Raw genomic sequence first — 24065 nt, forward strand, 5'->3', positions numbered from 1 at the left:
CCTATCAATGCTACATAAACTAAACAATTCCTCCCATTGCCGGATCGGTAAAGCTGGCTGCCCCGGTTTCTACCCTACCGGCATACCTTTGCTCAAAGCTGCTTTCACCTTCTACTTTTAAGCTGAAATCGTACCAGCCATATGTTTGCTTTAAATCCAGTACAATTTCCTGGGTAGCGCCTGCAGTTAGGTCCTTCCTAACATCGTTTTTACGATAGCCCAGATCTTTAATCACAACTGTATAACGCTTTGATGAACTTCCGTTAACTATTTTTAAGACCACATTACCTGTCGGCTTTCCATTCTCCATTTCATAGGCACAGCGGATTCCCAGATCCGGATTATTGGCCGAGCCGATAAATTCTCTGTAATAGCCGTTCGGCCCATCTACCCTAAGGTGATATTTCCCGTTTTCAAAACCTGATACAGGCCAGTTATAAGTTAAGGTATCACCTGCAACTGCAGCGAAGGACCAGTTCCGGCATACCTGCGAACCCATTTCGGCATCTTTATAGGCTACAGGTGTATATACCGCGAAAGGCGCGCCGACAGCTTTTTTACCAAAAACAGCATTCCCGGCTTTAAATGTGATTTCGAAATTCTTTTTATCGGTGTGTAGTTTTCCATCAACATAAAGCTCATAAGGCAGCGCACAGGAAGGACGTATCCCTCTTTCCTGGACCGACATTACTGCTCCGGAAAGCGGATTTGTCCGGTAGGCAGTAATATCAGCATCTGTCAGCTTCTTAAATCCTGAAGGATCTCCCTTAAACTTGGCATTGTAAATATTTTCGACCATTGCATCGCGCTCCAGGAAGTCTATTTTATCCGGTTTGTCCCCATCAAAAGGCGTAAATACTGAAGTAAGGTCGCCGCAGATGGCCCTGCGCCATTTACTGATGTTCTCAATTTTAATCTCTTTGTTCAGCTTGTTACTGAAAAATACTTCCAGAAACTGTAGGGTTGATGTGTGATCGAATACTTCTGAACATACCCTTCCTCCCCTGCTCCAGGGCGAAGCAATGAGCATTGGCACCCGGAAACCCAAACCAATTGGCGCTTCCCTCGCTGCTTTTTCAGGAACTCCTTGTTTCAATTCATTGGCGAGCCTTACATGCTCTATTTCCGTATCAATTCCCTGCGATACCTTACCGGTTCCGGGAATATTGGCATCTGGAATAGAGAAAGGTTTCACATGGTCGAAATACCCGTCATTTTCGTCGTAGGTAGTAATGAAAATGGTTTTTTTCCAAACCTCCGGGTTTTTGGTAAGGATATCCAGGATTTCTGAAACATACCATGCCCCGTACCATGGGGCACTTGGATGGTCGGAAAAATTCTGAGGACCGGCCAGCCAGGAAACTGCTGGTAACTTACCGGTATTCACATCCTTTCTGAACTGGTACAGTACATCACCTTTAGGAACAGTGACCTCCCGTTTGGTATTCCCTTCTTTGTAACTCAACGTGGTAATGCTCCGGTAATCCGGATCAGCAGCATTGGTAACGAAAGCACTTTCAAAAAGCACTTTCTGCCGATCGGATAACTTATTGTATTCCTCCCGGCTCCATTTTTTTAGTTCCGACGCCGCATTGTCTAAGGCCTCCATTTTATTTTTCAGGTCTTTCTGTATCTTTTTTGCTGCCGCCTCGCTGGAAGGGCTTGCTTCCTGGAGCTTATTGATCTCATCGGGTAGGGTCTCGACCACTTTTTGCAGGTTATTTACGTACCGGGATGAAAACTTTACATTATAAGCAGAGAAGAACTCGAGCAGGTTGCAGCCAAAGTTGCCCAGCCAGGCGCGTTCCTCACCTTTATATCCGCCACCGCAGCTCAAATCATTCTGATAAAATTTCCATTTTACATTGTGCTCCTCCAGCAATTCGGGAAAGGCTTTCCATGGTAATTTGCCGAAGCTGAAATCATCATTTCTAATGTTTACTTTTTGTATTCCGTCTAGCTGATAGGATACTTTTCCTGTCCAGAAGAATGACCGGTTGGGTGTAGTGCTGGTCATGCCGGAGCAAAAGTTCTGATCACAAACCGTGAAGGCATCGGCCATAGCGTAGTTAAAAGGCAGGTCTTCGCGGTTGTAATGGCCTAAGGTAAGCGGCATCCCCGCGTAGCTTTTGTTCCCCGATTTTTTGGAAGTCAGCCATTTATCGTATTTTCCTTTATTGTAGGCATCCACCTGGCTGGCCCTGGAATGCGGGAGAGAGCCGATCCAGGTTACCTTGGAATCTTTAATATTTAAGCGGAAGGGCGCATAGGTATCACCGGCCGCATCTGTCTGCATCCATACCGGCTTTTGATCGGGAAGTGTAATTGCACGCGGGTCATTAAACCCTCTTACGCCCTGCAAAGTACCAAAGCAATGGTCAAAAGACCTGTTTTCCTGCATCAGGATAACGATATGCTCCGCGTCAAGAAAACTACTGCCCAGCTTAGGGTCTATGGCCAGTGCCCTTTGTATAGATGCCGGCAGCATTGTGGAAATCCCCGCAGCACCAGACAGCAGCAGGGATTTTCTGATAAATTCTCTTCTTGATTCCATAATTGAGGTTTGTGTGTTTAAGGCTTATGGGTTAAATAAGCTTTCTAATTTCACAAATAAAATGATGGAATATGTGTATTTCTTATAAAATTTTTGTTATATTTTGTTTAAAAATATTAAATCTGATTTCCATTTAAAGCTATTTAATTACAAAACCTCATTTCAAATGGTAGGCCATGATGCTTTTTTTCCAGAAGGTAGGAATGTAAACAATACGCTTAACCGGATCATAACCTATATCTGCAGTATTCTTTTTTTCCTGGTGGCTGTCCAGCAGCAGGTCATACTTACCGTCGGCATATACATAATATACATACCCACCCCAGCAGGAAAACAGCCAGTCGCCATTGCCCACAGGCTCTATGCCATCCCCTCCGTTAGGAAGTTCCGCAATTTTGGTTAGCTGTTTACTGGCATCGGCTTTCCATAGTGTCTTGCCCCCGGCAATATACAAGTCATTTCCGATGGCTTTCAAACCGTTTACACCTGTTACATTCTCCATATAAAGCGACACTTTATTGCCCTCTACCTTGTGGATCCGTTTTGTCCTGGAATCGGAAACATAGACAATGCCGTTATCGCTAACGGTAATGTCGTTCAGAAATTTGGCACTATCTACCGGTATTTTTTGTTTTACTTTACCTTTTGCTATATCTACAACCACCACGTCAGTCAGATCGGCTATATACAACATATTGCCGCTTTTTGCCAGACCTTTTGGCGAATTTAATCCGGTTATCCAATCGTGGTTCAATACCTTTCCATCCAGGCCAAGTTTTGCAACTCCACCAATACCATCCTTATCATTCGGGTTATTTCCCATTACAGAAACATATACAATACCTGCTTTGACATCAGGCAATGCAGATTCAGGTACATTAATTACACTATCCGTTTCCCACAGCTTTTCCAAACGGTGCTGGGCATTTGAACCTAATGAAACAAAGACAAACAGGGCAAGGGCAAAATACTTCTTCATAAAAATGGATTGAGGTTAAATATATCCGTTAAAATACATAATTATCTTAAAATTCGGGAATTGCGATTGCAATCCAAGCCTCTCTATCAGACAAAATGTTATCCTCATTTGGCCATATTGTCAACGATCTTACCATTAACCCCGGATAATAGCTCAAAAAGCACACATCCGCTATTACAGGCTACTTTGTTCATTTCCTAGCCATCAAATAAACACTAACTTTAAGTGTATAAATGAACCAAATAATGAACAAAAATTCTATTTTAGGCATGACCTGCCTGGCATCCGCCCTTTTATTTTTGGGAACGGGCAGCAGTTATGCACAATCGAAGGCATCAGATTTGAAAAGCTGGCCAAAAGGGAGCTCACCAAAAGAAATAGGCGTTAGAATTGCAGACCGTTTTGTAACTACTCCGCATTCCAATTTCAACCGGCCAGGCCCGCCAAAAGTGATTACTTATCCTGAAACCTGTACCTGGTACGGGGCACTTACCTTTGCCAAGGAAACTAAAGACGCCAAACTGCTTGGAAAATTAAAAGACCGTTTTGAGCCGCTTTTTGGCGTGGAAGCTAAAATGATTCCGGTGCCAGACCATGTTGACTACAGTGTATTCGGATCTGTACCGCTTGAATTATATATGCAGACCAAAGAGAAAAAATATTTTGACCTGGGCATTTCAATTGCCGACAAACAATGGGGCCCACCGGAAGGCCCCCGGGTAGTTGCGGCTTCGCAGGGGTATTACGACCAGGGCTATACCTGGCAAACCCGCTTATGGATAGATGATATGTTTATGATCACAGCCGTACAGGCCCAGGCATACCGGGCTACCGGAGATCAGAAATACATTGACCGGGCTGCAAAAGAAATGGTATTCTACTTAGATCAGCTGCAAAAACCAAACGGCTTGTTCTATCATGCCCCCGATGTACCCTATTACTGGGGGCGTGGCGATGGCTGGATGGCTGTAGGCATGGCCGAACTATTAAGGTCTTTGCCGAAAAGCAATCCGAATTACGAAAGAATCATGAAAGGCTACAAAACCATGATGGCTTCACTTCTACAATATCAGACTGAAGAAGGCATGTGGCGCCAGCTGATCGATAAGCCAGAATCCTGGCCTGAAACTTCTGCCACTGGCATGTTTACTTTTGCTTTCATTACGGGTGTTAAAAATGGTTGGCTGGACAAAGAAGTGTACGGTAAAGCTGCCCGCAAAGCCTGGCTAAAATTGATTACTTACATCAATACAGATAACGACATTACAGATGTATGTGAAGGTACCAACAAGAAAAACGACTACCAGTATTATTTAGATCGCAAAAGAAATGTTGGAGATCTCCATGGACAGGCGCCGCTTTTATGGTGTGCAACCGCTTTATTACGCAAATAAGATAAAGCATAGTAATGGAATGAATATTTTTAATAAAAAAACACAATGAAAAAAATACTCATCGTACCGGTTCTGCTTGGTGCACTTGCCTTTTTTACCCTCTACGCTTTTAAAGATATTTCTGCGTTGCAGGGGCCAAAGCCAGATGCAGATAATGTAGGGCTTAAACTTCCAGAAGGATTTGGGGCCTTAAAGGTGGCCGATATCGGGGCTAAGGCAAGGCACCTTGTGGTAACCCCGCAAGGGCTCATTTATGTGAAACTGGCCCGTGTAAAAGAAGAAAAAGGCATTTATGTACTTCGGGAAGGTGCCGATGGCAGGGCCCAGATTACCGGCGGCTTTGGCAATTATGGTGGTACGGGCATCTATATAAAAGATGGCTATCTCTATGCTTCTTCCAATAAAGAGGTGTTCCGGTATAAATTAAACGACAAAAACGAGGTCATTGACCCTAACAATCCTGAAACGATTGTTAAAGGACTGAAAATGGGCCGTCAGCACGAAACCAAATCATTAGTGTTGGATAACGATGGCAATATATATGTCAACATTGGAGTGCCTTCGAATTCATGCCAGGAGCAGGACCGGGGCTTAAGATCTAAAGGCATTCCCGGATGTCCTTTACTGGATTCTGCAGCCGGCATCTGGCAGTTTAAAGCAAACAAACTGAACCAGAGTTATGCTGAAGGTATACGGTATGCAACAGGCTTACGTAATGTGGTGGGTTTAGACTGGAACCAGCAGAACAACCAGCTTTTTGTGATGCAGCATGGCCGCGACAACCTGAACAGCTCCTGGCCGGAGCTTTACGATACCAAAGAATCCGCAGAATTGCCCGCAGAGTGTTTATATGCTTTAAAGAAAGGTGATAATGCCGGCTGGCCATTTATGTATTACGATGGCATTCAGCATAAAAAAATTGTAGCCCCCGAATATGGCGGCGACAAGAAAAAAGAAGCTGACCCTAAATACCTGGATCCGGTGGTTGCATTTCCAGCCCATATGGCACCAAACGGTTTGTTGTTTTACACCGGAAACATGTTCCCTGAGAAATATAAAAACGGCGCTTTTATCGCTTTCCACGGATCCTGGAACCGTGCGCCTGAACCTCAGAAAGGGTTCTTCGTCGTGTTTCAGCCTTTTAAAGACGGCAAGCCTTCGGGCGATTGGGAGATCTTTGCCGATAACTTTGCCGGTACACCAGAAAAAGCTGCGATGAATAAGGCCGACCACCGCCCGTGCGGACTGGCACAAGGTGCTGATGGCTCTCTTTATGTAACGGATGATTCAAAGGGGTTGATTTACCGCATCCTATATACTAAGAAATAAACAGTAGCGATGAAAAGAATTTTAGTATCCTTATTGATTCTAGCTGCATGCAGCATCCGGCTGTCTGCCCAGACAAAGGGGAAAAAAGCCACTGCGGCAAAACCTCAGGCAGTTACTGCAGCAGTAATGGCCAGTGGGAAAAAGATATACAACAAGTATTGCCTGGCCTGCCACATGGCTGACGGCGGAGGCGTTCCGAACATGAACCCTCCCCTTAGTAAAACATCGTATGTACTGGGCGATAAAACCAGGCTCATTAAGGTGATCCTGAACGGCCTGGCAACAGGCGAGGAAATTGATGGTGAAACTTATACCAATGTGATGCCTGCACATAATTTCCTTACAGATCAGGAAGTTTCGGATGTGCTGAGTTTTGTGAGAAACAGTTTTGAAAATAAAACCAGTGGCATTTCTGTTCAGGAAGTAAAAGCTGTAAGGGCTAAAAGCACAAAAAAATAGCGTACAGAACGATACAGATAAAAAGAAAGCGCAGCCAGGTCTGGCTGCGCTTTCTTTTTATCTGCATTATTGTCCTCCTAATTTTCCTTTACCTGCCCATAAACGAAGTTGCTCTTGTATAGATCCGGCACGCTGTGCAGCGGTGGTTATGTTGTTTACCGCCGCACTTCCCATTCTCTCGGTAAGCTGTGCTATGTAGAGACTTCTAGGCAATACAGGAGTACCCCAGCTCTCCCAGTAACCTGCCCCGTTCTTTGTTTGTCCGACACAGCCTATACCCCAGTTTTTAGCGCCTTTCGGACTTTCTACCTTGATGTCGTAATTTGAAGATTTACAATTCCAGAACATCGTCTGGGCACCGGCCCAGCCATGTCCGGAGCCCATGGCCTTCCTGTTCTGTACAATGATCTGTCCCCCAAAAACATTGTCGAACAGCACACCCGTTGCCCAACGGTGATGCGGGCCTATATCCGCTTTGGTATTAATAGAATAGCTATCCAGAAAGACATTCGGTCCCGGAACCCTTGACCCTGTTACATAATCGTGCCGGCCACCGTCGGTATAACAACGCTGAAAAAGGTTAAAAGAAGACCCGGCCTCCAGATTGAAAGAATACTTTCTGCTCCCCGTTGTCTGGGACTTAGGCTCAAGCATCGCGCATTCTTCTATGGTATTGTAAACCGACATGGTACTGACAGATACACAGGCATAGCCAAAATACTGTGCAGTGACCTGTTTAATCCAGCAATTCTCGGTACGGTTCAGTTCTATACCATTCCAGGCATGCAGTTCATCATCGTCGTTTAAATAATAAGATACCAGGCGAATGTTTTCCACTCCCGAATTGCTGATGCGCCCGGTGATATTGGTCTTAAAAACATAGCCTCCTCCGTATCTGGTCTGTATGGGATCCACAATGGCTGCGTTTAAGGTAATTGTATTGCCGTTAATAGCTGTTATTTTACGTTCAAAATTGACGTCATAGTCCGCTGCAGTCCAACCATATTGCGCCATATCCAAGGCATTGATCCACTCCTGGTTTGGCACACGATACACGGAGATCTGATCTCCGATGGTAAAACCGGCTGCAGACTCTACGTCAAAGCTTACAGCACCGGTTGGCACATATTCCGTGCTGATCTTTTTCCTGGTTCCGCCAACTTCCGGCATGCCCGAGCCCGAGCCATTGAGTTCTATTAGATTATGCTGTGCTTTTTTGGTGGCTTTAATGATGGTGCCATTGCTGCCCTGCCCTACGCCACGCAGCACGACTCCGCCCCTGTCAATAAGCAGTGTACCCTCTACCTCGTACGTTCCTGCTTGCAGCAATACCGCGCCCCTGATGCCATTCGCGTCTGCTGGCATGCTCTTTACTTCATCTATTGCATTTTGAATATTCAGGCGATTGTCGCCTGCAACTGCACTAATGGTCTTTTTTACCGGCACATCGGGTAACGCTACTCCTCCACCCTGATAACCCGCAGTAGAGAAATCGGGGATCACATTATCTTTGTTGCTCTCGCCTTCATTGGCAAATTTATTGTAAGCCAGTTTATTTGCACTATTGATATAAACCAACGAAGTGGTATTTTCCGGCGGGTTCACCACCGGTGGATTGGTAACAGGCGGATTCGTTTTTTCATCCACCTGTACCGTTTTCTTTTTACAGGAAACACTCCACATTAAAGCCAATAAGATAATAAATAGTTTTGAAAGCGCTTTCATTTAAGCTATTGTACAATGGTAACCCTGCGCGGGAATACAGAAGCACCTGTAGTACTAGTAGGCGACACCACATGAACCTGACCGTTTGTAGCTATCTGGCCTGATGATGTACAATTGGTTACGCTATTAATCCGTAGCGGAGAATCCTGATTGTTAACCAGAACCATATCTATTTTGCCCTCAGGATCAAACCCTATAGCACCTAGTCTGGAAACACTGCTTTGGATAGATCCCGGAACAGACCCCGGGGGTAGCAGTGTTTCAAGCGTTGTAGTGCTGGTTGTTGCATTGTTAAACCCATAATCACCCTTCAGTATCAGGTATAAAAAGTAATTTCTTACTTCCTGAACCGGATATTCTTTCCAGGAAGTTGCAGGGTGGGTTCTTGGTGTAATTCCGTCAGGAAGATATGCCTGACTACCATCCGGATTTTTTTCATAAATCGGGAAGTCAAACCACAATCCCCCGGTAATTGCCCCTGTCGTTGCATTCCGCACCCTGATCGCATTAGTCCCTAAGAATATGAATGTTCTTCCGGATTGTTCATATTCACTTAAATCGATGCCTGCATATTCCAATCCAAGCTGCATCCATTTAAAAAGAGTATCACTGGCTATTTGGGGTGCTTTACCTCTATCCAGCATATACTGCTTTGCAGATTTGTTCAAATGAGGATCCAATGTCTTCTTTTCATATTTATAATCTTTCTGCAGGTCAAGCCCAAACATAGAACATGAAGTACTTAGTGCAATACAGAAAAGACCAGTTAACAAAATATTTATATTTTTCATCTTAGTCATGATTAGTTATTATAAGGCTCATTTTGAACCAGCAAACGATTAGAATTCAACACATTACGATGTATTGGCCAGTAGTACTTACGTTTATCCGTTCCCCAACCTGTTACAGTAGAACCTGCCAGGGTTTGACGTGCCCTTACAATAGGTTCCATTATCTCCATCACACGATCTGTACGTACAAGATCAAACCATCGTTTTCCTTCACCTAGCAACTCATACTGTCTTTCCTGAAGGATCGCTGTTTCCAATGTCCTGGTATCTGTATAGTTTGCAGCCAGTAAAGCCGGCAAATTTGCTCTTGTACGGATCAGGTTTACATATTTTAGTGAATTGGTTTTGTCGCCAATCTGGTTTAGGGCTTCAGCATAAAGTAAATACATATCACTTAAACGGTACACCGGAATGTAAACATTTGTTGTCCGTGTAGCTGCAGGGCTACCTGTTGTAAAGTTGTAGTTTGTAACAGGATTTGTTCCCGGCGGGGTAAAGGTACCTGTATAGAATTTCCAGAGATTGGCATCGCGAATTGCTGTCGAGGTTCCGGTTGTATTGAAAGTCTGCTTGGCACGAAAATCTACGGTATTGGCTCTCCAGCTGGTCCACAATCCATCCGCCATCCGGCTTACCGAGTTATTGGTTGTAATGGATATACCCGACATACAAGCACAACCATTGGCTATATAATCCCAATGAATGCTAAAAATACTTTCCACACTTGCTGGTGGGTTTACAAACTGATTGTTCCAGGTTGGTCCGGTTTGCAGATCGGCGGCCAAACCACCGGAACCAGTTGTTAGTGTACCGGTAGCGTTGTAAACTTTGCCTGTAGGGCCTTTTGCTTTAAACAGATTTTTGAGCCAGACAATTGCATTTGGATAGTCCTTACGCCACATGTAAATATCTGCCATTGTAGCACAAATTGCTCCTTCACCCATATACCACACAGTTGGCGTAGCATTTTTTGCAATCATGTCATAAGCCTTTTGCAAATCAGCAATAGCCTGATCTAAAACCTTGTCCTGTGGCTGTTGTGGCGATTCAGGATCCTCGGTAATGCTTTCATAAGGCTCCGTACGAATTGGTGCATTTCCCCATACCCTGGCAATCCAGAAATAGCATAAACCACGCATAGCATAACACTGTGCTATATAGTTGGTCTCGGTAGCCAGGGGAAGTTCATTTGGTGTACCCGCCAAAGCATAATTCTTAATCTCTGGCAAACGCTTGATCATGAGGTTAGCCCTACCGATGGTACTGTATAAAAATGACCAGTCGGAGAAAGTATTATTAGCACTTAAACTATTGAAATCTATCTCATTCTGGGAAGCGGTGGCATACTGCACCCTTCTTTCAAAGTTATCCGATCTCGCCTCTCCCCACCAGGTAATCCGGTTTTCAGATTGTGTTCCATCTCCTCTGATCATTGTCGACTGGAACTCTCCATACATCCCCGCCATCGCAGCTTCTGCATCAAACCTGGTTCTGAAAAAATCTTTGGCAAGCCCCTGTGAAAGCGGTTCTTCATTTACTAACTTTTTACAACTCCCCAGTACAAGTAATACACCCAGGATCGCTATACTATATATCTTTTTCATGTCTATCTCTCTTTTAATTAAAACCCTATATTAAGACCAAAACCAATTTCCCTACGTTTCGGATACTTGCCGTTGTCATCACCTGGAGTAAGTCCAGGAGAACTGAATTCAGGATCATATCCCGTATAGTTGGTGTAGGTAAGCAGGTTTACTCCATAAATATAAGCTGAAATCGATCTTGCAAGTACCTTACCAGCAATTTTTGGATCCAGACGATAGGTAAACCTCGCACTTGAAAGCCTTAAGAAGCTTGCATCTTCCAGGAAATAACTGTTGCCATTCTGTCTTTGGCTACCCCTGGTATCTTTATCAGGGAAATAAGGGAATGTTGCAATATCACCCTGCTTTGTCCAGGCCCCGTGTATTGCTTCCGGTAGTGATGGACCACCGGCATTCGCGTTATTTGTAAGCCCCTGTTTAAATGAATTGTAAACCTGTCCACCTATCGTCGTATTAATGATAAACGACAAGGAGAAATTTTTATAACTGAAATTATTTACAAAACCAAGATAGGCATCAGGCTGAGCATTGCCGATTACGTGACGGTCACGGTCATCAATAATTCCGTCATTATTAACATCCAACCACTCTGTATCGCCCCCCAATAAAACGGTATTGTTAGAACTTTTTTGCAGTACCTGCCCTGTATAAGGCTGCCCGTCCAGCTGATAACTTTCTGCGACTGAAGTTGCTGCACGTCCTGTAGAGCCAGTAGTTGTTACCTTAACGTTAACAGGAGTTAGCTTTCTACCATCAGGTGTATAAGCATTGGAAGCGTCATACTGGTAAACACCAAGGTTTTTCCATCCATAAAAATCGCCTATCCTTCCACCCTCTCTAATAATGTGTTTGTTTCCGGCAATAAATTCCTGTCCGTCAAACAATTTTAATATTTTCCCTTTTTCAAAAGTTGCATTGAAATTCACGGCCCATTTAAAGTCCTTACCTGAAATAGGAGTTCCATTAAGGGCAAACTCCCAACCTCTGTTTTCAATATTACCTACGTTGATCTTCACCGTATTGTAACCTGTTTCTTTAGGAATCTGTCTGTCATACAACAAATCATTTGTAGTTTTGATGTAATAATCGGCACTAAGTCCCAAGCGACCTTTCAAAAAGGTCAGATCTGTTCCCCAGTTTTTGCTAACTGTGTTTTCCCATTTGATGGTTGGATTGGAAAAACCAGGAAGCGTAGCTGCACCGGCTGAACCGGCATAGCTGTTCTGCCCAATTTCAATTCGCGCAATAGACTCATAGTCTGAAATCGGGTCATTACCTGCACTACCATAACTAAACCTTAATTTACCATCGTCTAAAAATTTCTTACTCCATAACATGAATTTCTCATCGGTAAAACGCCATGCAGCTGAACCAGCCAGGAAGGTACCCGATCTGTTTTCGATACCAAACCTCGACGATGCATCATTTCTCATCACCCCTTGCAAGATATATTTTGCCTTGTAATTATACTCAAGCCTGGCTATTCCCGAAGCTGTTGAGGCAGCGGATGTCGTTATACGCTGTTTAGTCAAATCAACGATATTTGCACCGGTAAGCGTCCGCACATTTTCAACGATAATACCTGTTCCTTCAAATGAAGACTCATCATTTTTTCTTCTGTCTCTTGAGAATGCTGCTAACGCCTTTATGGTATGGTTACCAAAGGTTTTGGTATAGTTCAGATAAGTCTGTAATTCATAATAAAACCTTCTTGTCGCACCATTTCTCAACAAATTTTCATTTCCCTGCGCCGACAGAAATCGTGGCATAAAATAAATCGATTTCCCATCATCCAACTGCGTATTTAAAGCAACGGTAAATACCAGATCTTTCGTAATATCGTAATTTAATGAATTTACAAACTGGATCTTGTACTCTTCCCGGGTATTGTCTTCCAGCAATGCATTCGCGACGGGGTTTCTTTTCGACAACAAGTAGCTCGTTAGCGCCCCATCGGGATAAAAGACTCTTAAGTAACCGGGTCGGTCAAACATTGGCCGGAGTGAGTTATTCGTATTGATAATATTACCTGCCTGCCTGTAAAAAGACATATTGGCACTGTATTTTAATTTAGGTAAAGCCTGATAGTCCAGATTTATCCTAGACTGGATCCTTTTACTATATGAATTCAATGCAGTTCCCTGGTCGTCCAGATAATTAAAACTACCTGAATACGTGAGCCCTTTTTGTCCGCCACTAATCGTAAACCTTACATCATGCTTCTTACCTGTATTTCCCAGCAACAGCTCCTGCAGGTCATTATCCGTATTAAAACTTGGGTTTAAAGAATCTGTAAAAGTACCGCCAGAACCGCTGGTTAAACCTGCTTGTAACTTCCGGTAATAGCGTACATCATCAGCATTTGGCGCCTGGATTTTGTGCGCCAGCTTGCCCATAGTAAAAACATACTGGACGTCGAAACGGGCCTTGCCTTCCTGTCCACGTTTAGTAGTGATCAGGATTACTCCATTTGCAGCTCTGGAACCATAGATAGAAGATGATGCGGCATCTTTTAAAATCTCAATGTTCAGGATATCATTGGGATTTAAAATGGAGGCATCAGGCGTAATCACCCCATCTATAACATACAGTGGATTTGTTCCATTCCCATCTGAAGAAAAAGTAGAAGGTCCACGAACTGTAATTGTACCTTCGGCACCGGGCTCACCATTATCATTAACGATAAAAACCCCCGCAGCCTGTCCTTGCAAAGCATCAAATAAATTTAACGGCTGTCTTTCAGCGATTTGCGAGGCTGTAATTGTAGCCGTAGCACTGGTAAGGTCTTTTTTCCTGGCCAAACCACCATAACCTGTACTTACGATTACCTCATTTAAGCTATTTTCATCATCTTCAAGCTTAATATTCAAGGTTCTCCTGGCCCCTACCACTTCTTCCTTAACTTTGAACCCTACATAGGTAAATACCAATACGGCCGAGTTATCAGGAACTCCTATCGTATATTTACCGCTATTAGAAGTCGATGCTGATATTTTAGTGCCCTTAACCTTAACACTCACACCAGGCAAAGCTTCTCCTTTACTGTCGGTTACCGTTCCTGTAACAGTAACACTTTGGGCATAGGATACCACAGCCAGCAATTGCAGCACTGCCAAAAACATGAGCAGCTTCTGCAACGTTCTGGTGACCCTGAATTTCATCAGGCTACAGGAAATTGTTCTTGTAAAATTTTTATTCATATCGGATATATTTGGTTTATTCTCTAATCCAAACACCCTATACTATCCGGCTATATCCCTATTGTTATAACCGACAAAACAAGCATTTAATCCGAAACGCCTGCTTTTGCTCGTACAAAGTATTTTGGTTTATGCAATTGACTAATAAGTTTTCAATTATTAATTGCTCAAATTACCCAAGCATTCAACTATCTTGGCAATCCATTCTTAGTCCTTTATAATGAGTTGATTTCCCAGCCCAGTTAACCACAAAGGGCCTATTCCTGTAGCCTTCAATAAGTCTTTATGCAAATTATCAGGTTTATTGGCACCAACGTCGGCCGACTGGAAAAAGCTATATGTTCCGGTAAACGCACCATATACCGGACTACCAGCTGCAGCAATATAGATATTCAACTCATTTAAACCCAACTTAGGATCCACAATTGTAAAACCCGTAGGTAAATCAGCTCCTGCAATGGTTCCAAAGGCTTGGTTCCCTGCATACATAAAATTTTGAGGGATATCTGTAAACCTGAGATAAGTTGAGCCTGTCTTCATCTGCAGGACATTATTGGCAATCACACAATTTGCCGGGGGTACAGTACGGCTATTCCCACCCTTTCCGGCGCCTATATCAAAGCCCTGCGCACAGTTTATGATACTATTGCTAACGACTTTAACATTCTTAACCTGGAAGTACCCACTTGGTTCTGAATCAGGTACACCGTCCAGCATAGCTATAGCACAGGTTTGTCCTGTTGTAATAATTCCCTGCAGGTAATTATTATATACGAGATGCCCCTCACCGATAATCCTGATCCCGCCCGACTCTGCAACGCCATTGCCAATCAGATAATTTCCATATACTTCTGAATTGTTTCCATGCCTCAAACATAAGGTTCCCCTACTTTCAAAGAAGAAATTGTTCCTGATCGTATTTTTGCTCATCTTATTGGAAATAATTTCCGTCTCTCCATTGCATTTATCAAATATATTCTCCTCAATAGTATTCAGGCTTTCACTTAAATAATAGGCACTTGTACCAACCCTGATGGTCTCGCCCCCGTTGGATCCCAGTTCAGGCCTGGTCCCAAAATAATTATGGTCAATTCTATGGTTTAGCGCATCATTTGATCCCCATATCACTACAGTAGGTCCTAAATGCGCCTTCCCTTTAATATAACAATGATCAACCCGATGGTTTTTTCCATTTAACGAAACCCAACGATAATCTACAGATTGATCTGCGGGATTGTAATCTATAATAGCTGTATTGGTCAGGCGGCAGTTTCTTGACACAGCGCTAAAGTCGATGACATTCAATTTGGAAACACTCAAGTCACCGTTTTTAAAGTTCAATCCCTCAACCACCAACCAGCTGCCATCAATACTTAACGAGGAACTCCCTTTAAAGATCACCTCTCCGGCTTTTTCAGCCATCAGTACAATAGGCTTTTGATCTGTCCCGTTCCCTTTGAAAATCAACCGTTGGTTTGCCCAATCACCTGTAGCCATTATTATGGTATCACCCGCAATAGGACTCAATGCAGCTAGCTCAGCAGCAGATTTCACAAGCTTACAGGATTTACATAATTCAGGTTTCTTTACAGGCTCTTCCTTTTTAGGCTCTTCCGGGATTAGTTTAGCGTTTTTTTTACAGCTGGTAATTGTTAAAAACGGAATGGTTAACATATAAACTATAAGGCCGAATTTTATCTTCATCATTTTTTTGTTTAACAAGTTGATATCTGATTTTTTCAAATTTAAAGGTTGCCGATCTGTTGCACGATTTTGCTGGCTTTAAACTGATATGTTAAAAAAGCATATCTGTAAGTCATCTTGGCAGCATAAAAAGACAATGCTAATCTGGTTTAATGATTGGCCTATAGCGCAGAATAACAGACTTCCTTAACAAGTTAAATTAGAGCTTATTAACCAAATATATTTTTTATGAAACAAATTAAATCAGTAACCCTGGCGCTCGCCTGCGCCGCTGTAATGCAGTATGGCTGCAAAAAACAAACCTCCTCGGAGCTTCCTGCTGAAGAGATCGAAAAAACAGGACAAGTACAAAAAACAGCTTCCGGAGGTGTACAAATCATGTCGGTGCTCTTTAACGGAGATGCATCGAACGGATCTTCCAATGTGTGGAAAGACATCAACATTGAAGGTACCGGAACGGTAACAACAGTAAACGACGAAACGGGCACGCTATGCTGGAAATTCCTCAAGCCAGCCAACAGTCACCGTACAGAAGGCCATGGCGCTGAAGGCTACCAGGCCCAGGATGGGGACGAGATCTACATTGGCTGGACCAGCAAGATCTATATGCCCACTACCTTAAAAACAGAAGCCATATTCCAATGGAAATCGTATCCAACTGCCGGCTCACTCCAAAACCACCCCTTAATGCTCAGGACCAAATCTGGGAACCTGGAGCTTCAGCATTTTGACGACAACCATGTGGCCACCGTACCTTGGTCTACCGCCCTTTCCACAAGCACCTGGCTCAAATTCGTGATCCGAATGAAGGTTTCCCGGAACCCCGCTGTGGGTTACATCGAATTCTGGTATAACGGGGTAAAACAGACCTTTACAAATGGCAGCCAACGCCTGTATTGCAGAACACTGGATGTAGATGACTGCGACCCAAAATGGGGTGTATATGGCGGTGATGCTTCGCAAGCAACACATTTTGTGAAAAAAATCAGGATAGGCACTACCTATGCTGATGCTCAGCAATAATACAACTCCGGAAATGACAAACTGTTTTTAGACAGTTTGTCATTTCTTTAACGAGCATACATTTTGCGCGCGCGCACCTTGTATTGCTCCTGCATAAACACTATTTTTGCAATTCATTCAACATCAATTGAATTGCCGGAACAAGCACACCATATTGCCAGTACTTTTGAAGAATTGTTCAGGGACAATTATGCCAAGCTATGTCATTTTGCTATGCAATTTTTAAAGGATAATGATGCAGCCAAAGACGTCGTTCAGGAAGTTTTTGTTACTTACTGGAACATGGACAAAAACCTGGCCCCAAACGCTTCTGCTACCAATGCTTTTTTATATTCCTCTGTAAAAAATGCCTGCCTCAATAAACTGCGCAGGCAAAAACTGGAGCAAGGATTTTTGAATGACCAGGATGCAGATCCGGTAGAAGATGCCATCGTCTTAAATTCAATGATCCGCTCTGAAGTTATGGCCGAGCTGCATAAAGTGATCACCACATTACCTGATAATTGTCAGAAAATCTTTCGCATGGGTTATCTGGAAGGCTTAAAAAATCCACAAATTGCCAGTGAGCTGGGCATTAGCGTGAACACTGTTAAAACGCAGAAAAAAAGAGGGCTGCAACTGCTAAAGGTTCGTCTTAACCCAGATTTTTTTGCCATTCTTTCCTTATTTTTATTGAAATAATCCAATTATTAAAAAATAATTTGATTTTCTTTCACCCACTTTTGTTTTTCGGGTTTCCTATAGTTGTCTATGGAAACACAAAACAATTTTAAGTACACATCCCAACTCATTATTAAGTTCCTTAAAGATGAACTTAACGCTCAGGAAAAGAGGGCCCTTGAACTTTGGCTTAATGCATCCCCGGCTAACCGGGAACTACTGGAGTCTTTCCGCAATACCGCAGCTGTACAACAGGAGATCAATTACATAGATGCAGTTGACACCCATAAAGGCTGGGAAGAAATTTCAAAACAAATGCAGGTTAAACCAGTAAAAGCATTTTTCTGGAATAAAATCAGGAAATACAGCGCAGCTGCCATACTGTTAATCACAACAGGTATTGGCCTTTATTACTATACTGCAAAAAATAACAACGGGAAACCCAACGGTACCAACGGTACCCTGGCATCACAAGATATTATGCCTGGAGGTCAGAAAGCGGTATTGCAATTGGCAGATGGCTCTTCTCTTGATCTGGGCAGTAATAAATTCCTGCTGAAAGGCGAAAATGGGGAAGTAGCCATGAGCGCATCAAAAGGAACACTGTATTTTGGGAACAATAAAGGAAGCAGAGCCAAAGGATACAACCTGTTGAAAACCCCTCGGGCAGGAGAGTATAAAATGATTCTTCCCGACGGAACTAAGGTCTGGTTAAATGCATCATCTACCCTACGTTTCCCGGCAAGTTTCAATAGAGAAGAACGTCATGTCCAGCTTACAGGAGAAGCCTATTTTGAAGTTGCCCATAACAAGGATCTACCATTCAGGGTAAGTTTTAACAACACAGAAGTAGAGGTGTTGGGCACCCATTTTAACATCAATACTTTCGGCAAACAAAGCAGAACCACACTGGTAGAAGGTTCAGTTAAAGTGACCGAAGCAGGCAAACAACAACTGCTGAAACCCGGAGAAGAAGCGATCGTAAATGATGGCAAAGTAGCCATCCATAAAACAGATACCTACAAATCCATAGCCTGGAAAGAAGGTGCTTTTTATTTCCAGGATGACCTGATGACAGACATTATGGACCAGGTATTCCGGTGGTACAACGTAGAAATTATTTACAAAGGTAAACCAGGCACCAAAAGATATAGCGGAAATATCCGCAGGCAAGCTACATTAAAGCAGGTGCTGGAAATGCTTAATGCAGTAAGCGGAACAGAATTCAGCCTGGAAGACAGGACCGTAACCGTAGACTTTAACAACTAAAACTTTAAACACATGAAATAACCATTACTAAACAATCACCGGAATTTAAAAATACAGGTATAAAAAATCCGGGAGCATTGCAGTGTTCCCGGATCAAAAAGTGCGGCTGTGTTTATTTGATCGCTTTTCGAATTCAACCAATTTTTCAAAACCAACACATACAAAAATATGAAACAAATCCTTCCCGGCAAGTATGCGGGAGAATGCAGGTCATTTAATAGAAAACTACTATTAGTTATGAGGTTAACTATTTTCTTATTAATCGCGGGCTGCCTGGCTGTACAAGCCTCAGGCTATGCCCAAAAAGTAAACCTATCGGTGCGCAATGCAGGGATGGAAAGCGTCTGCCTGGACATTAAAAAGCAGACCGGCTATTTCTTCCTGTACGATGCCGATGTGCTGAAAAAATCAGGAAAGGTTAACCTTGAACTCAAAAACGCCGAACTGACAGAGGCCTTAAAACAGCTCACGGCCGGAAAAGCGTTGGAATATAAGATTATTGATAAGACAGTCATCATCTCTGAGGCAAGAAGCGTACAAACTATGCAGGAGGAGATCATCGTTAAAGGAACCGTAAAATCGAAAGAAGCGCCTGGTCAGCCAGATCTGGCTCTTCCCGGGGTGGTAGTTACGCTTAAGGGAACAAAAAAAGCTGTGCTTACTTTCGGCGATGGGACATACAGCATCAAGGCCCCTGCCAATGGTACCCTGGTATTTTCTATGGTAGGTTACGGCACTAAAGAAATCGCTATTAACGGAAATAAAATCATTGATATTGTAATGGCAGAAACAGCCAGCCAACTGAATGAAGTTATTGTTACCGCCTATGGTACTTCTGAAAAAAAAGAAAACCAGATCGGGAGCGCATTTCAGGTAAACAGAAAAGACCTGGATCGTAAACCTCTCGATAGGATTGACAAATTGCTGGAAGGTATTGTACCGGGTTTACAGGTTGACATGCAGGATGCAACTGCAGCAAGTGCCAGACCAAGATTCCAGACGCGTCTTAGAGGGGATGCGACATTCAGCTCCTCCAATGAGCCGCTATGGGTGTTAGACGGAATCCCGATAAATACAGGTGATGAGACCAATATGATCCCGGGCACCAATACCAGTGTTAGCCCCTTAAGCTACCTTAACCCGAATGACATCGAATCAATAACTGTATTGAAAGATGCTACCGCAACTTCAATTTATGGTGCAAACGGTGCAAACGGGGTGATACTGATTACAACTACCAGGGGACGGGATGGCGAAAACAGGATTAACTACAGTTTCAGAACTGGTCTGAACCTTTTAAACGACAACCGCTTTCATGTTCTCAGTGCGAATGAGTATAGAGAACTCATTTCGGAATCTTTTGCCAATTCGCCATTATCAGTGAATCCGGTTGAGGATTTGGGAACAAGTACCGACTGGTATGACATCTTTTACCGTAACGGTGTAACCAGTCAGCATGATCTTTCATTTTCAGGAGGAAACGAGAAAACCAGGTATTATGTTTCTGGGGCTTACTACAAAGAGAAACCCATCATGATCAATAATACTACGCAAAGGTTTTCTACAAGAATTAACCTTGATCAGAAAGTAAACCGGTCAATTGACATGTTTTTCCGCCTGGGCGCTTCATATAACCTGAATGACATGTTTAATCCTGGAAATGCCTATTACATCAACAGACCTATTGACAGCCCCTTCAATCCGGATGGATCCTATGTTATGAAGTTTTACAATAAACTTGCCGACGCAAAGTTTAATGACGACAACCAGAAAACCATGGCTATGAATGGAAATATTGGTGGAACAATCCGCATATTGCCCGAACTTTCATATACCACCACCAATGGTATAGATTACTCTTCAGTAAACGAGAGCATGTATACCTCTATGCTTACATTCCTTGGCCGAGATGGCGGGGAAGCTTATAAAGGGCAAAGTACAGTCTTTACCTGGAACTCTCAACATCGCATTAATTTTGATAAGAAATTTGGCAACCATTCCTTTTCTGCCTTATTGGGTGGAGAAGCTACCAACAGGGACAGGCGGTCATTATCTGCTAATGGAATCGGTTTTGCAAACGATAAGATCAGAGAAGTGACCTACGCTGCAACCAGAACGGGTTCAAGTTCGGCGGCCGAACAAAGTGGTTTATCCTACTATGGACAGCTCAACTACAGTTTATCAGACAAATATCATTTGATAGGAAGCTTCAGGGGTGATGCCAATTCGGATTTCGGAACCGATGTAAGGTGGGCAACCTTTAAGTCGATAGGGGCCGCATGGACCATCAGCAAAGAGAAGTTCTGGTCTGTAAAAGAAATTGATTTCGCGAAAATCAAACTCAGCTACGGTACAAACGGCAATTCCAGGATAGGGGCATATAAATCAAAAGGGATTTACAGCATGGGTACAGACAATAGTTATATCGGTATGCCTGGAGCAATCATGTCAAATGGTGAAAACCCTGTGCTGTCCTGGGAAACCACCTACATTTTAAATGGAGGTATTAGTCTTGGTTTGTTCAAAAGAATTTCCCTTGAACTTGAAGCCTATCAGAACATCACTAAAAATATTCTGGACGACGTAGACGTATCTCGCACAAGCGGGTTTACAGGAATCCTTCAGAATTTAGGGACTGTAAAGAACCGCGGCATTGAACTTACCCTAAACACACAAAACATCATGAAGAAGGATTTTGAGTGGAAAACCAGGTTTAACCTGTCGCACAACAGTAACCATATTGTGAAGCTTTACAATGGCAACAATAAGGTTTTTGGCAATACGATCAGAAGTGTAGGTGACGCCATAGGCACCTTTTATCTGATCAGATGGGCCGGAGTAGATCCCCGAGACGGCGGTCCGCTGTGGTACGATAACCGGGGCAATATTACCAAGGAATTTGACCTGAACAATCGTGTCATACTTGACGATCCCAATCCTGATTTTTTTGGGGGCATGACAAATACCTTCCAATATAAAAACTTTTCGTTTAGTGCGCTAATGGTATATAATGTAGGCGGATATGCATTTAGTGCTTTGCAGCGCGATGCTGAATCAGATGGAAGGAACCTTGCTTCCGACAACCAATCGAGAAACCAGCTTGACCGCTGGAGAGAAGCCGGTGACCTTAGCATCGTCCCTAAAACCGTTCTGGGTGAAAATGCAAACAATGGACGTAACTCAACCCGGTTCCTTCACCGGAAGACAAGCTTAAGATTAACCAATGTTAGTGTAAATTATGCAATACCGGAAAGCGCATTAAAAGCCATACGACTTAGGCGCGCCAGCATATATGCTCAGGCAGACAATGTTGGTTTCTGGACACCTTATAAAACCAAAAAAGGTTACAACGATTACAAGAACTATTTCAATCCATACCCTCAACCTCTTGTGCTCTCTTTTGGCTTAAACGTAGGCTTTTAACCATAACATAAACAACAATGAAAAATATAGCTAAAATAGCATTACTGATCTTGCTTGCTCTAAGTGTGGGTTCATGTAAAAAATTCCTTGAAAAAGAGCCTATAGGTAAAGTAGGTAAACAGGTACTGTTTGAAGACGTTAACGGCGCAAAGCTTGCGCTGATGGGTTCTTATAAATCCATGCTCGATTATTACAGAAATGAATTTGGTATGTATGGTGATGTAGCGTCAGATAACCTGGTGAATGTGCCGGCAAACAATGTTTATATGCCCGAACAGTTTAACTTTAGCAGCACAGCCGAAGACGAAGCCAGTGGTGCAGGCCACATATGGTTAGATATTTATGAGACATTGAACAATGTGAACAATCTGATCAATGCCATACCTGAACTGAAAGCAAAATTTCCAGGTAGTACGGGAGAGCTGGATGCTTTACAGGCACAGGCCCTGGTGCTTAGGGCAATATGCCACCTGGATTTGAGCAAAGTGTTTTCGCAACCCTATACTTTCACAGCAGATGGCTCACATATGGGAATTCCTCTTTTGTTAAAAACACCAAATCCCGGCCAACAGGTACCACGCAATACAATGAAAGAAACTTATGATCAAATCATTAAGGACATCAGTGATGCAATTCCAGTATTAAAAATTTACGGTAATACCGATCAGGCGTTGATAAGTTATCAGGCAGCGCTGGGCCTGCTATCCAGGGTTTATCTTTATCAGGGTAACTGGACACAAAGCCTTGCAAATGCGGATCTGGTGATTAACGACAAGGCTTATGCGCTGGCCACTGCATCAAGTTACAAGACAGTATTTACCGCCTACCCTTTAAGCTCTTCCTCACCAAAAGTTGAGATTTTGTTCCAATTATCCGCTCAGGGACAAGACAAGTACGGTGCCACCGATATCAACACAATATTCTCATCTTTCTCAGCTGCCAGGTACAAAGCATCAGCCAAATTACTTGGCCTGTTTGATGCCAACGACATCAGAAAGAAAGACATGTTTTCTGTCAATTCTACAAAATCGATCACCAAAAAATATGCAGACAGCATTTCAACAGTTCCAAATCCATTTACAATAAAGGTAATCCGCCTTTCGGAAGTTTACCTGAACCGCGCAGAAGCAAACTGGAACCTTGGTAAATATGATGATGCAGCAAAAGATCTTCAGATCATATCGCAAAGAGCGCATCCGAATAAAACCATTACGATAATTTACAGTTCAGCTGCTGACCTCTACAAGCAGATTGCCGATGAAAGAAACCGTGAGCTGTGTTTTGAAGGGCACCGTTTGATTGATCTGGTAAGACGTAAAGAAAATCTCCAACGGGGGAACGACTGCAACTCGACGGTTTGCAGTCTCAACTACCCGAACGATAAATTTGTTTTACCGATTACAACCAAGGAACTAGATGCCAACAAGGCAATGAAACAAAACCCTGGCTATAACTAATAAAGAAATGAAAAATAATATAAAAAATCTGCTCAGTATCTGTATTCTACCTTTGGTATTACTGGCTGCATCCTGTTCAAAGGAACAGGTTCCTTATGACAATCCTTTTTTTCATATCAATTTTGAGAATAAAAGTTCTATAGAAGTCTTATCCAACCGTAAAGACACCGTAGACTATAAAGTTTACCTAAGTGCCCAGCTTCAGTTTGAACCTATTGACCTGCAATATGAAGTAAAAGTGGGTGACGGGTTGCAGGATGGTCGTGATTTTACACTAATTACCACTGGTAATAAATTGACTTTTCCACAGGGGATTTTTGAGCGTGCCATCAGAATTGCATGGAAAGAATCTGTCCTTGATCCGGCAAAAGACAATACCATTACCATTCGGCTAATCAGCAATACCCGGAACTTTACAATGGGTATGCCTGGGCCAGACCAGCTACAGCGTCAACTGATCATCACTAAAAAGTAGGGAAGGCAATGATGAGGAA

Annotated in this window: 16 protein-coding genes; 9 read left to right on the forward strand and 7 right to left on the reverse strand. The window is 43.0% G+C overall.

All coding sequences use genetic code 11. The features are described from left to right. Window positions 1–19 precede the first annotated feature (19 nt). Both B9A91_RS07910 and B9A91_RS07915 read right to left on the reverse strand, forming a co-directional pair. Entirely contained in the window at window positions 20–2554 is a 2535-nt protein-coding gene (locus B9A91_RS07910) for a phosphocholine-specific phospholipase C (RefSeq protein ID WP_084237814.1), read from the reverse strand. 157 nt (window positions 2555–2711) lie between these two features. Continuing rightward, on the reverse strand, window positions 2712–3533 hold the full coding sequence (locus tag B9A91_RS07915) for an NHL repeat-containing protein (protein WP_084237815.1): 822 nt from the start codon (window positions 3531–3533) through the stop codon (window positions 2712–2714). A 245-nt stretch (window positions 3534–3778) separates the two neighbouring features. Between B9A91_RS07915 and B9A91_RS07920 the strand changes: the two genes are divergently transcribed. From B9A91_RS07920 to B9A91_RS07930, 3 genes are read left to right on the forward strand one after another with little or no spacing between them, the layout of a single operon-like run. Further along, complete coding sequence (locus tag B9A91_RS07920) at window positions 3779–4927, forward strand: glycoside hydrolase family 88/105 protein (protein WP_084237816.1); 1149 nt, start codon at window positions 3779–3781, stop codon at window positions 4925–4927. Between the two features lie 45 nt (window positions 4928–4972). Then, the gene (locus tag B9A91_RS07925) at window positions 4973–6256 is read left to right on the forward strand and encodes a PQQ-dependent sugar dehydrogenase (protein WP_084237817.1); all 1284 of its coding nucleotides are present in this window, start codon (window positions 4973–4975) and stop codon (window positions 6254–6256) included. A gap of 9 nt (window positions 6257–6265) precedes the next feature. Next, complete coding sequence (locus tag B9A91_RS07930) at window positions 6266–6715, forward strand: c-type cytochrome (RefSeq protein ID WP_084237818.1); 450 nt, start codon at window positions 6266–6268, stop codon at window positions 6713–6715. 66 nt (window positions 6716–6781) lie between these two features. On the opposite strand, the gene B9A91_RS07935 is transcribed toward B9A91_RS07930, so the two are convergent. The 5 genes from B9A91_RS07935 to B9A91_RS07955 all read right to left on the reverse strand — a co-directional run bounded on the left by B9A91_RS07935 (window position 6782) and on the right by B9A91_RS07955 (window position 15742). Then, window positions 6782–8440: a hypothetical protein gene (locus tag B9A91_RS07935; RefSeq protein WP_144008882.1), complete on the reverse strand. Its 1659-nt coding sequence runs from the start codon at window positions 8438–8440 to the stop codon at window positions 6782–6784. Window positions 8441–8445: 5 nt separating this feature from the next. Continuing rightward, window positions 8446–9231, reverse strand: coding sequence for a hypothetical protein (locus tag B9A91_RS07940; protein WP_144008883.1), 786 nt, complete (start codon window positions 9229–9231; stop codon window positions 8446–8448). 11 nt (window positions 9232–9242) lie between these two features. Continuing rightward, the gene (locus tag B9A91_RS07945; protein ID WP_084237821.1) at window positions 9243–10835 is read right to left on the reverse strand and encodes a RagB/SusD family nutrient uptake outer membrane protein; all 1593 of its coding nucleotides are present in this window, start codon (window positions 10833–10835) and stop codon (window positions 9243–9245) included. A 17-nt stretch (window positions 10836–10852) separates the two neighbouring features. Further along, window positions 10853–14035 (reverse strand): SusC/RagA family TonB-linked outer membrane protein, encoded by a 3183-nt coding sequence (locus B9A91_RS07950; protein WP_084237822.1) that lies wholly within the window; start codon window positions 14033–14035, stop codon window positions 10853–10855. 207 nt (window positions 14036–14242) lie between these two features. After that, window positions 14243–15742 carry a polysaccharide lyase 6 family protein gene (locus B9A91_RS07955; protein ID WP_144008884.1) on the reverse strand — a complete coding sequence of 500 codons (1500 nt, stop codon included), beginning with the start codon at window positions 15740–15742 and terminating at the stop codon, window positions 14243–14245. 225 nt (window positions 15743–15967) lie between these two features. Between B9A91_RS07955 and B9A91_RS07960 the strand changes: the two genes are divergently transcribed. The 6 genes from B9A91_RS07960 to B9A91_RS07985 all read left to right on the forward strand — a co-directional run bounded on the left by B9A91_RS07960 (window position 15968) and on the right by B9A91_RS07985 (window position 24046). Next, window positions 15968–16762: a heparin lyase I family protein gene (locus B9A91_RS07960; RefSeq protein ID WP_084237824.1), complete on the forward strand. Its 795-nt coding sequence runs from the start codon at window positions 15968–15970 to the stop codon at window positions 16760–16762. A 132-nt stretch (window positions 16763–16894) separates the two neighbouring features. Continuing rightward, window positions 16895–17443, forward strand: coding sequence for an RNA polymerase sigma-70 factor (locus tag B9A91_RS07965; protein ID WP_159451665.1), 549 nt, complete (start codon window positions 16895–16897; stop codon window positions 17441–17443). Between the two features lie 69 nt (window positions 17444–17512). After that, window positions 17513–18691: a FecR family protein gene (locus B9A91_RS07970; protein ID WP_084237826.1), complete on the forward strand. Its 1179-nt coding sequence runs from the start codon at window positions 17513–17515 to the stop codon at window positions 18689–18691. A gap of 237 nt (window positions 18692–18928) precedes the next feature. Further along, the gene (locus tag B9A91_RS07975) at window positions 18929–22114 is read left to right on the forward strand and encodes a SusC/RagA family TonB-linked outer membrane protein (RefSeq protein ID WP_159451666.1); all 3186 of its coding nucleotides are present in this window, start codon (window positions 18929–18931) and stop codon (window positions 22112–22114) included. A 17-nt stretch (window positions 22115–22131) separates the two neighbouring features. Further along, a complete protein-coding gene (locus tag B9A91_RS07980; RefSeq protein ID WP_084237828.1) occupies window positions 22132–23571 on the forward strand; it encodes a RagB/SusD family nutrient uptake outer membrane protein in 1440 nt (479 codons plus the stop codon). Window positions 23572–23578: 7 nt separating this feature from the next. After that, complete coding sequence (locus B9A91_RS07985) at window positions 23579–24046, forward strand: hypothetical protein (protein ID WP_084237829.1); 468 nt, start codon at window positions 23579–23581, stop codon at window positions 24044–24046. Window positions 24047–24065: the final 19 nt, after the last annotated feature.

The organism is Pedobacter africanus (genome assembly GCF_900176535.1).
Lineage (GTDB): Bacteria > Bacteroidota > Bacteroidia > Sphingobacteriales > Sphingobacteriaceae > Pedobacter > Pedobacter africanus.

What these genes read in the sequence shown, in the direction of transcription:
- B9A91_RS07980 (WP_084237828.1), top strand. Translation starts at nt 22,132, where the DNA reads ATGAAAAATATAGCTAAAATAGCATTACTGATCTTGCTTGCTCTAAGT.
- B9A91_RS07925 (WP_084237817.1), top strand. Translation starts at nt 4,973, where the DNA reads ATGAAAAAAATACTCATCGTACCGGTTCTGCTTGGTGCACTTGCCTTT.
- B9A91_RS07910 (WP_084237814.1), bottom strand. Translation starts at nt 2,554, where the DNA reads ATGGAATCAAGAAGAGAATTTATCAGAAAATCCCTGCTGCTGTCTGGT.
- B9A91_RS07915 (WP_084237815.1), bottom strand. Translation starts at nt 3,533, where the DNA reads ATGAAGAAGTATTTTGCCCTTGCCCTGTTTGTCTTTGTTTCATTAGGT.
- B9A91_RS07920 (WP_084237816.1), top strand. Translation starts at nt 3,779, where the DNA reads ATGAACAAAAATTCTATTTTAGGCATGACCTGCCTGGCATCCGCCCTT.
- B9A91_RS07975 (WP_159451666.1), top strand. Translation starts at nt 18,929, where the DNA reads ATGAGGTTAACTATTTTCTTATTAATCGCGGGCTGCCTGGCTGTACAA.
- B9A91_RS07935 (WP_144008882.1), bottom strand. Translation starts at nt 8,440, where the DNA reads ATGAAAGCGCTTTCAAAACTATTTATTATCTTATTGGCTTTAATGTGG.
- B9A91_RS07970 (WP_084237826.1), top strand. Translation starts at nt 17,513, where the DNA reads ATGGAAACACAAAACAATTTTAAGTACACATCCCAACTCATTATTAAG.
- B9A91_RS07950 (WP_084237822.1), bottom strand. Translation starts at nt 14,035, where the DNA reads ATGAATAAAAATTTTACAAGAACAATTTCCTGTAGCCTGATGAAATTC.
- B9A91_RS07955 (WP_144008884.1), bottom strand. Translation starts at nt 15,742, where the DNA reads ATGATGAAGATAAAATTCGGCCTTATAGTTTATATGTTAACCATTCCG.
- B9A91_RS07940 (WP_144008883.1), bottom strand. Translation starts at nt 9,231, where the DNA reads ATGAAAAATATAAATATTTTGTTAACTGGTCTTTTCTGTATTGCACTA.
- B9A91_RS07930 (WP_084237818.1), top strand. Translation starts at nt 6,266, where the DNA reads ATGAAAAGAATTTTAGTATCCTTATTGATTCTAGCTGCATGCAGCATC.
- B9A91_RS07985 (WP_084237829.1), top strand. Translation starts at nt 23,579, where the DNA reads ATGAAAAATAATATAAAAAATCTGCTCAGTATCTGTATTCTACCTTTG.
- B9A91_RS07960 (WP_084237824.1), top strand. Translation starts at nt 15,968, where the DNA reads ATGAAACAAATTAAATCAGTAACCCTGGCGCTCGCCTGCGCCGCTGTA.
- B9A91_RS07945 (WP_084237821.1), bottom strand. Translation starts at nt 10,835, where the DNA reads ATGAAAAAGATATATAGTATAGCGATCCTGGGTGTATTACTTGTACTG.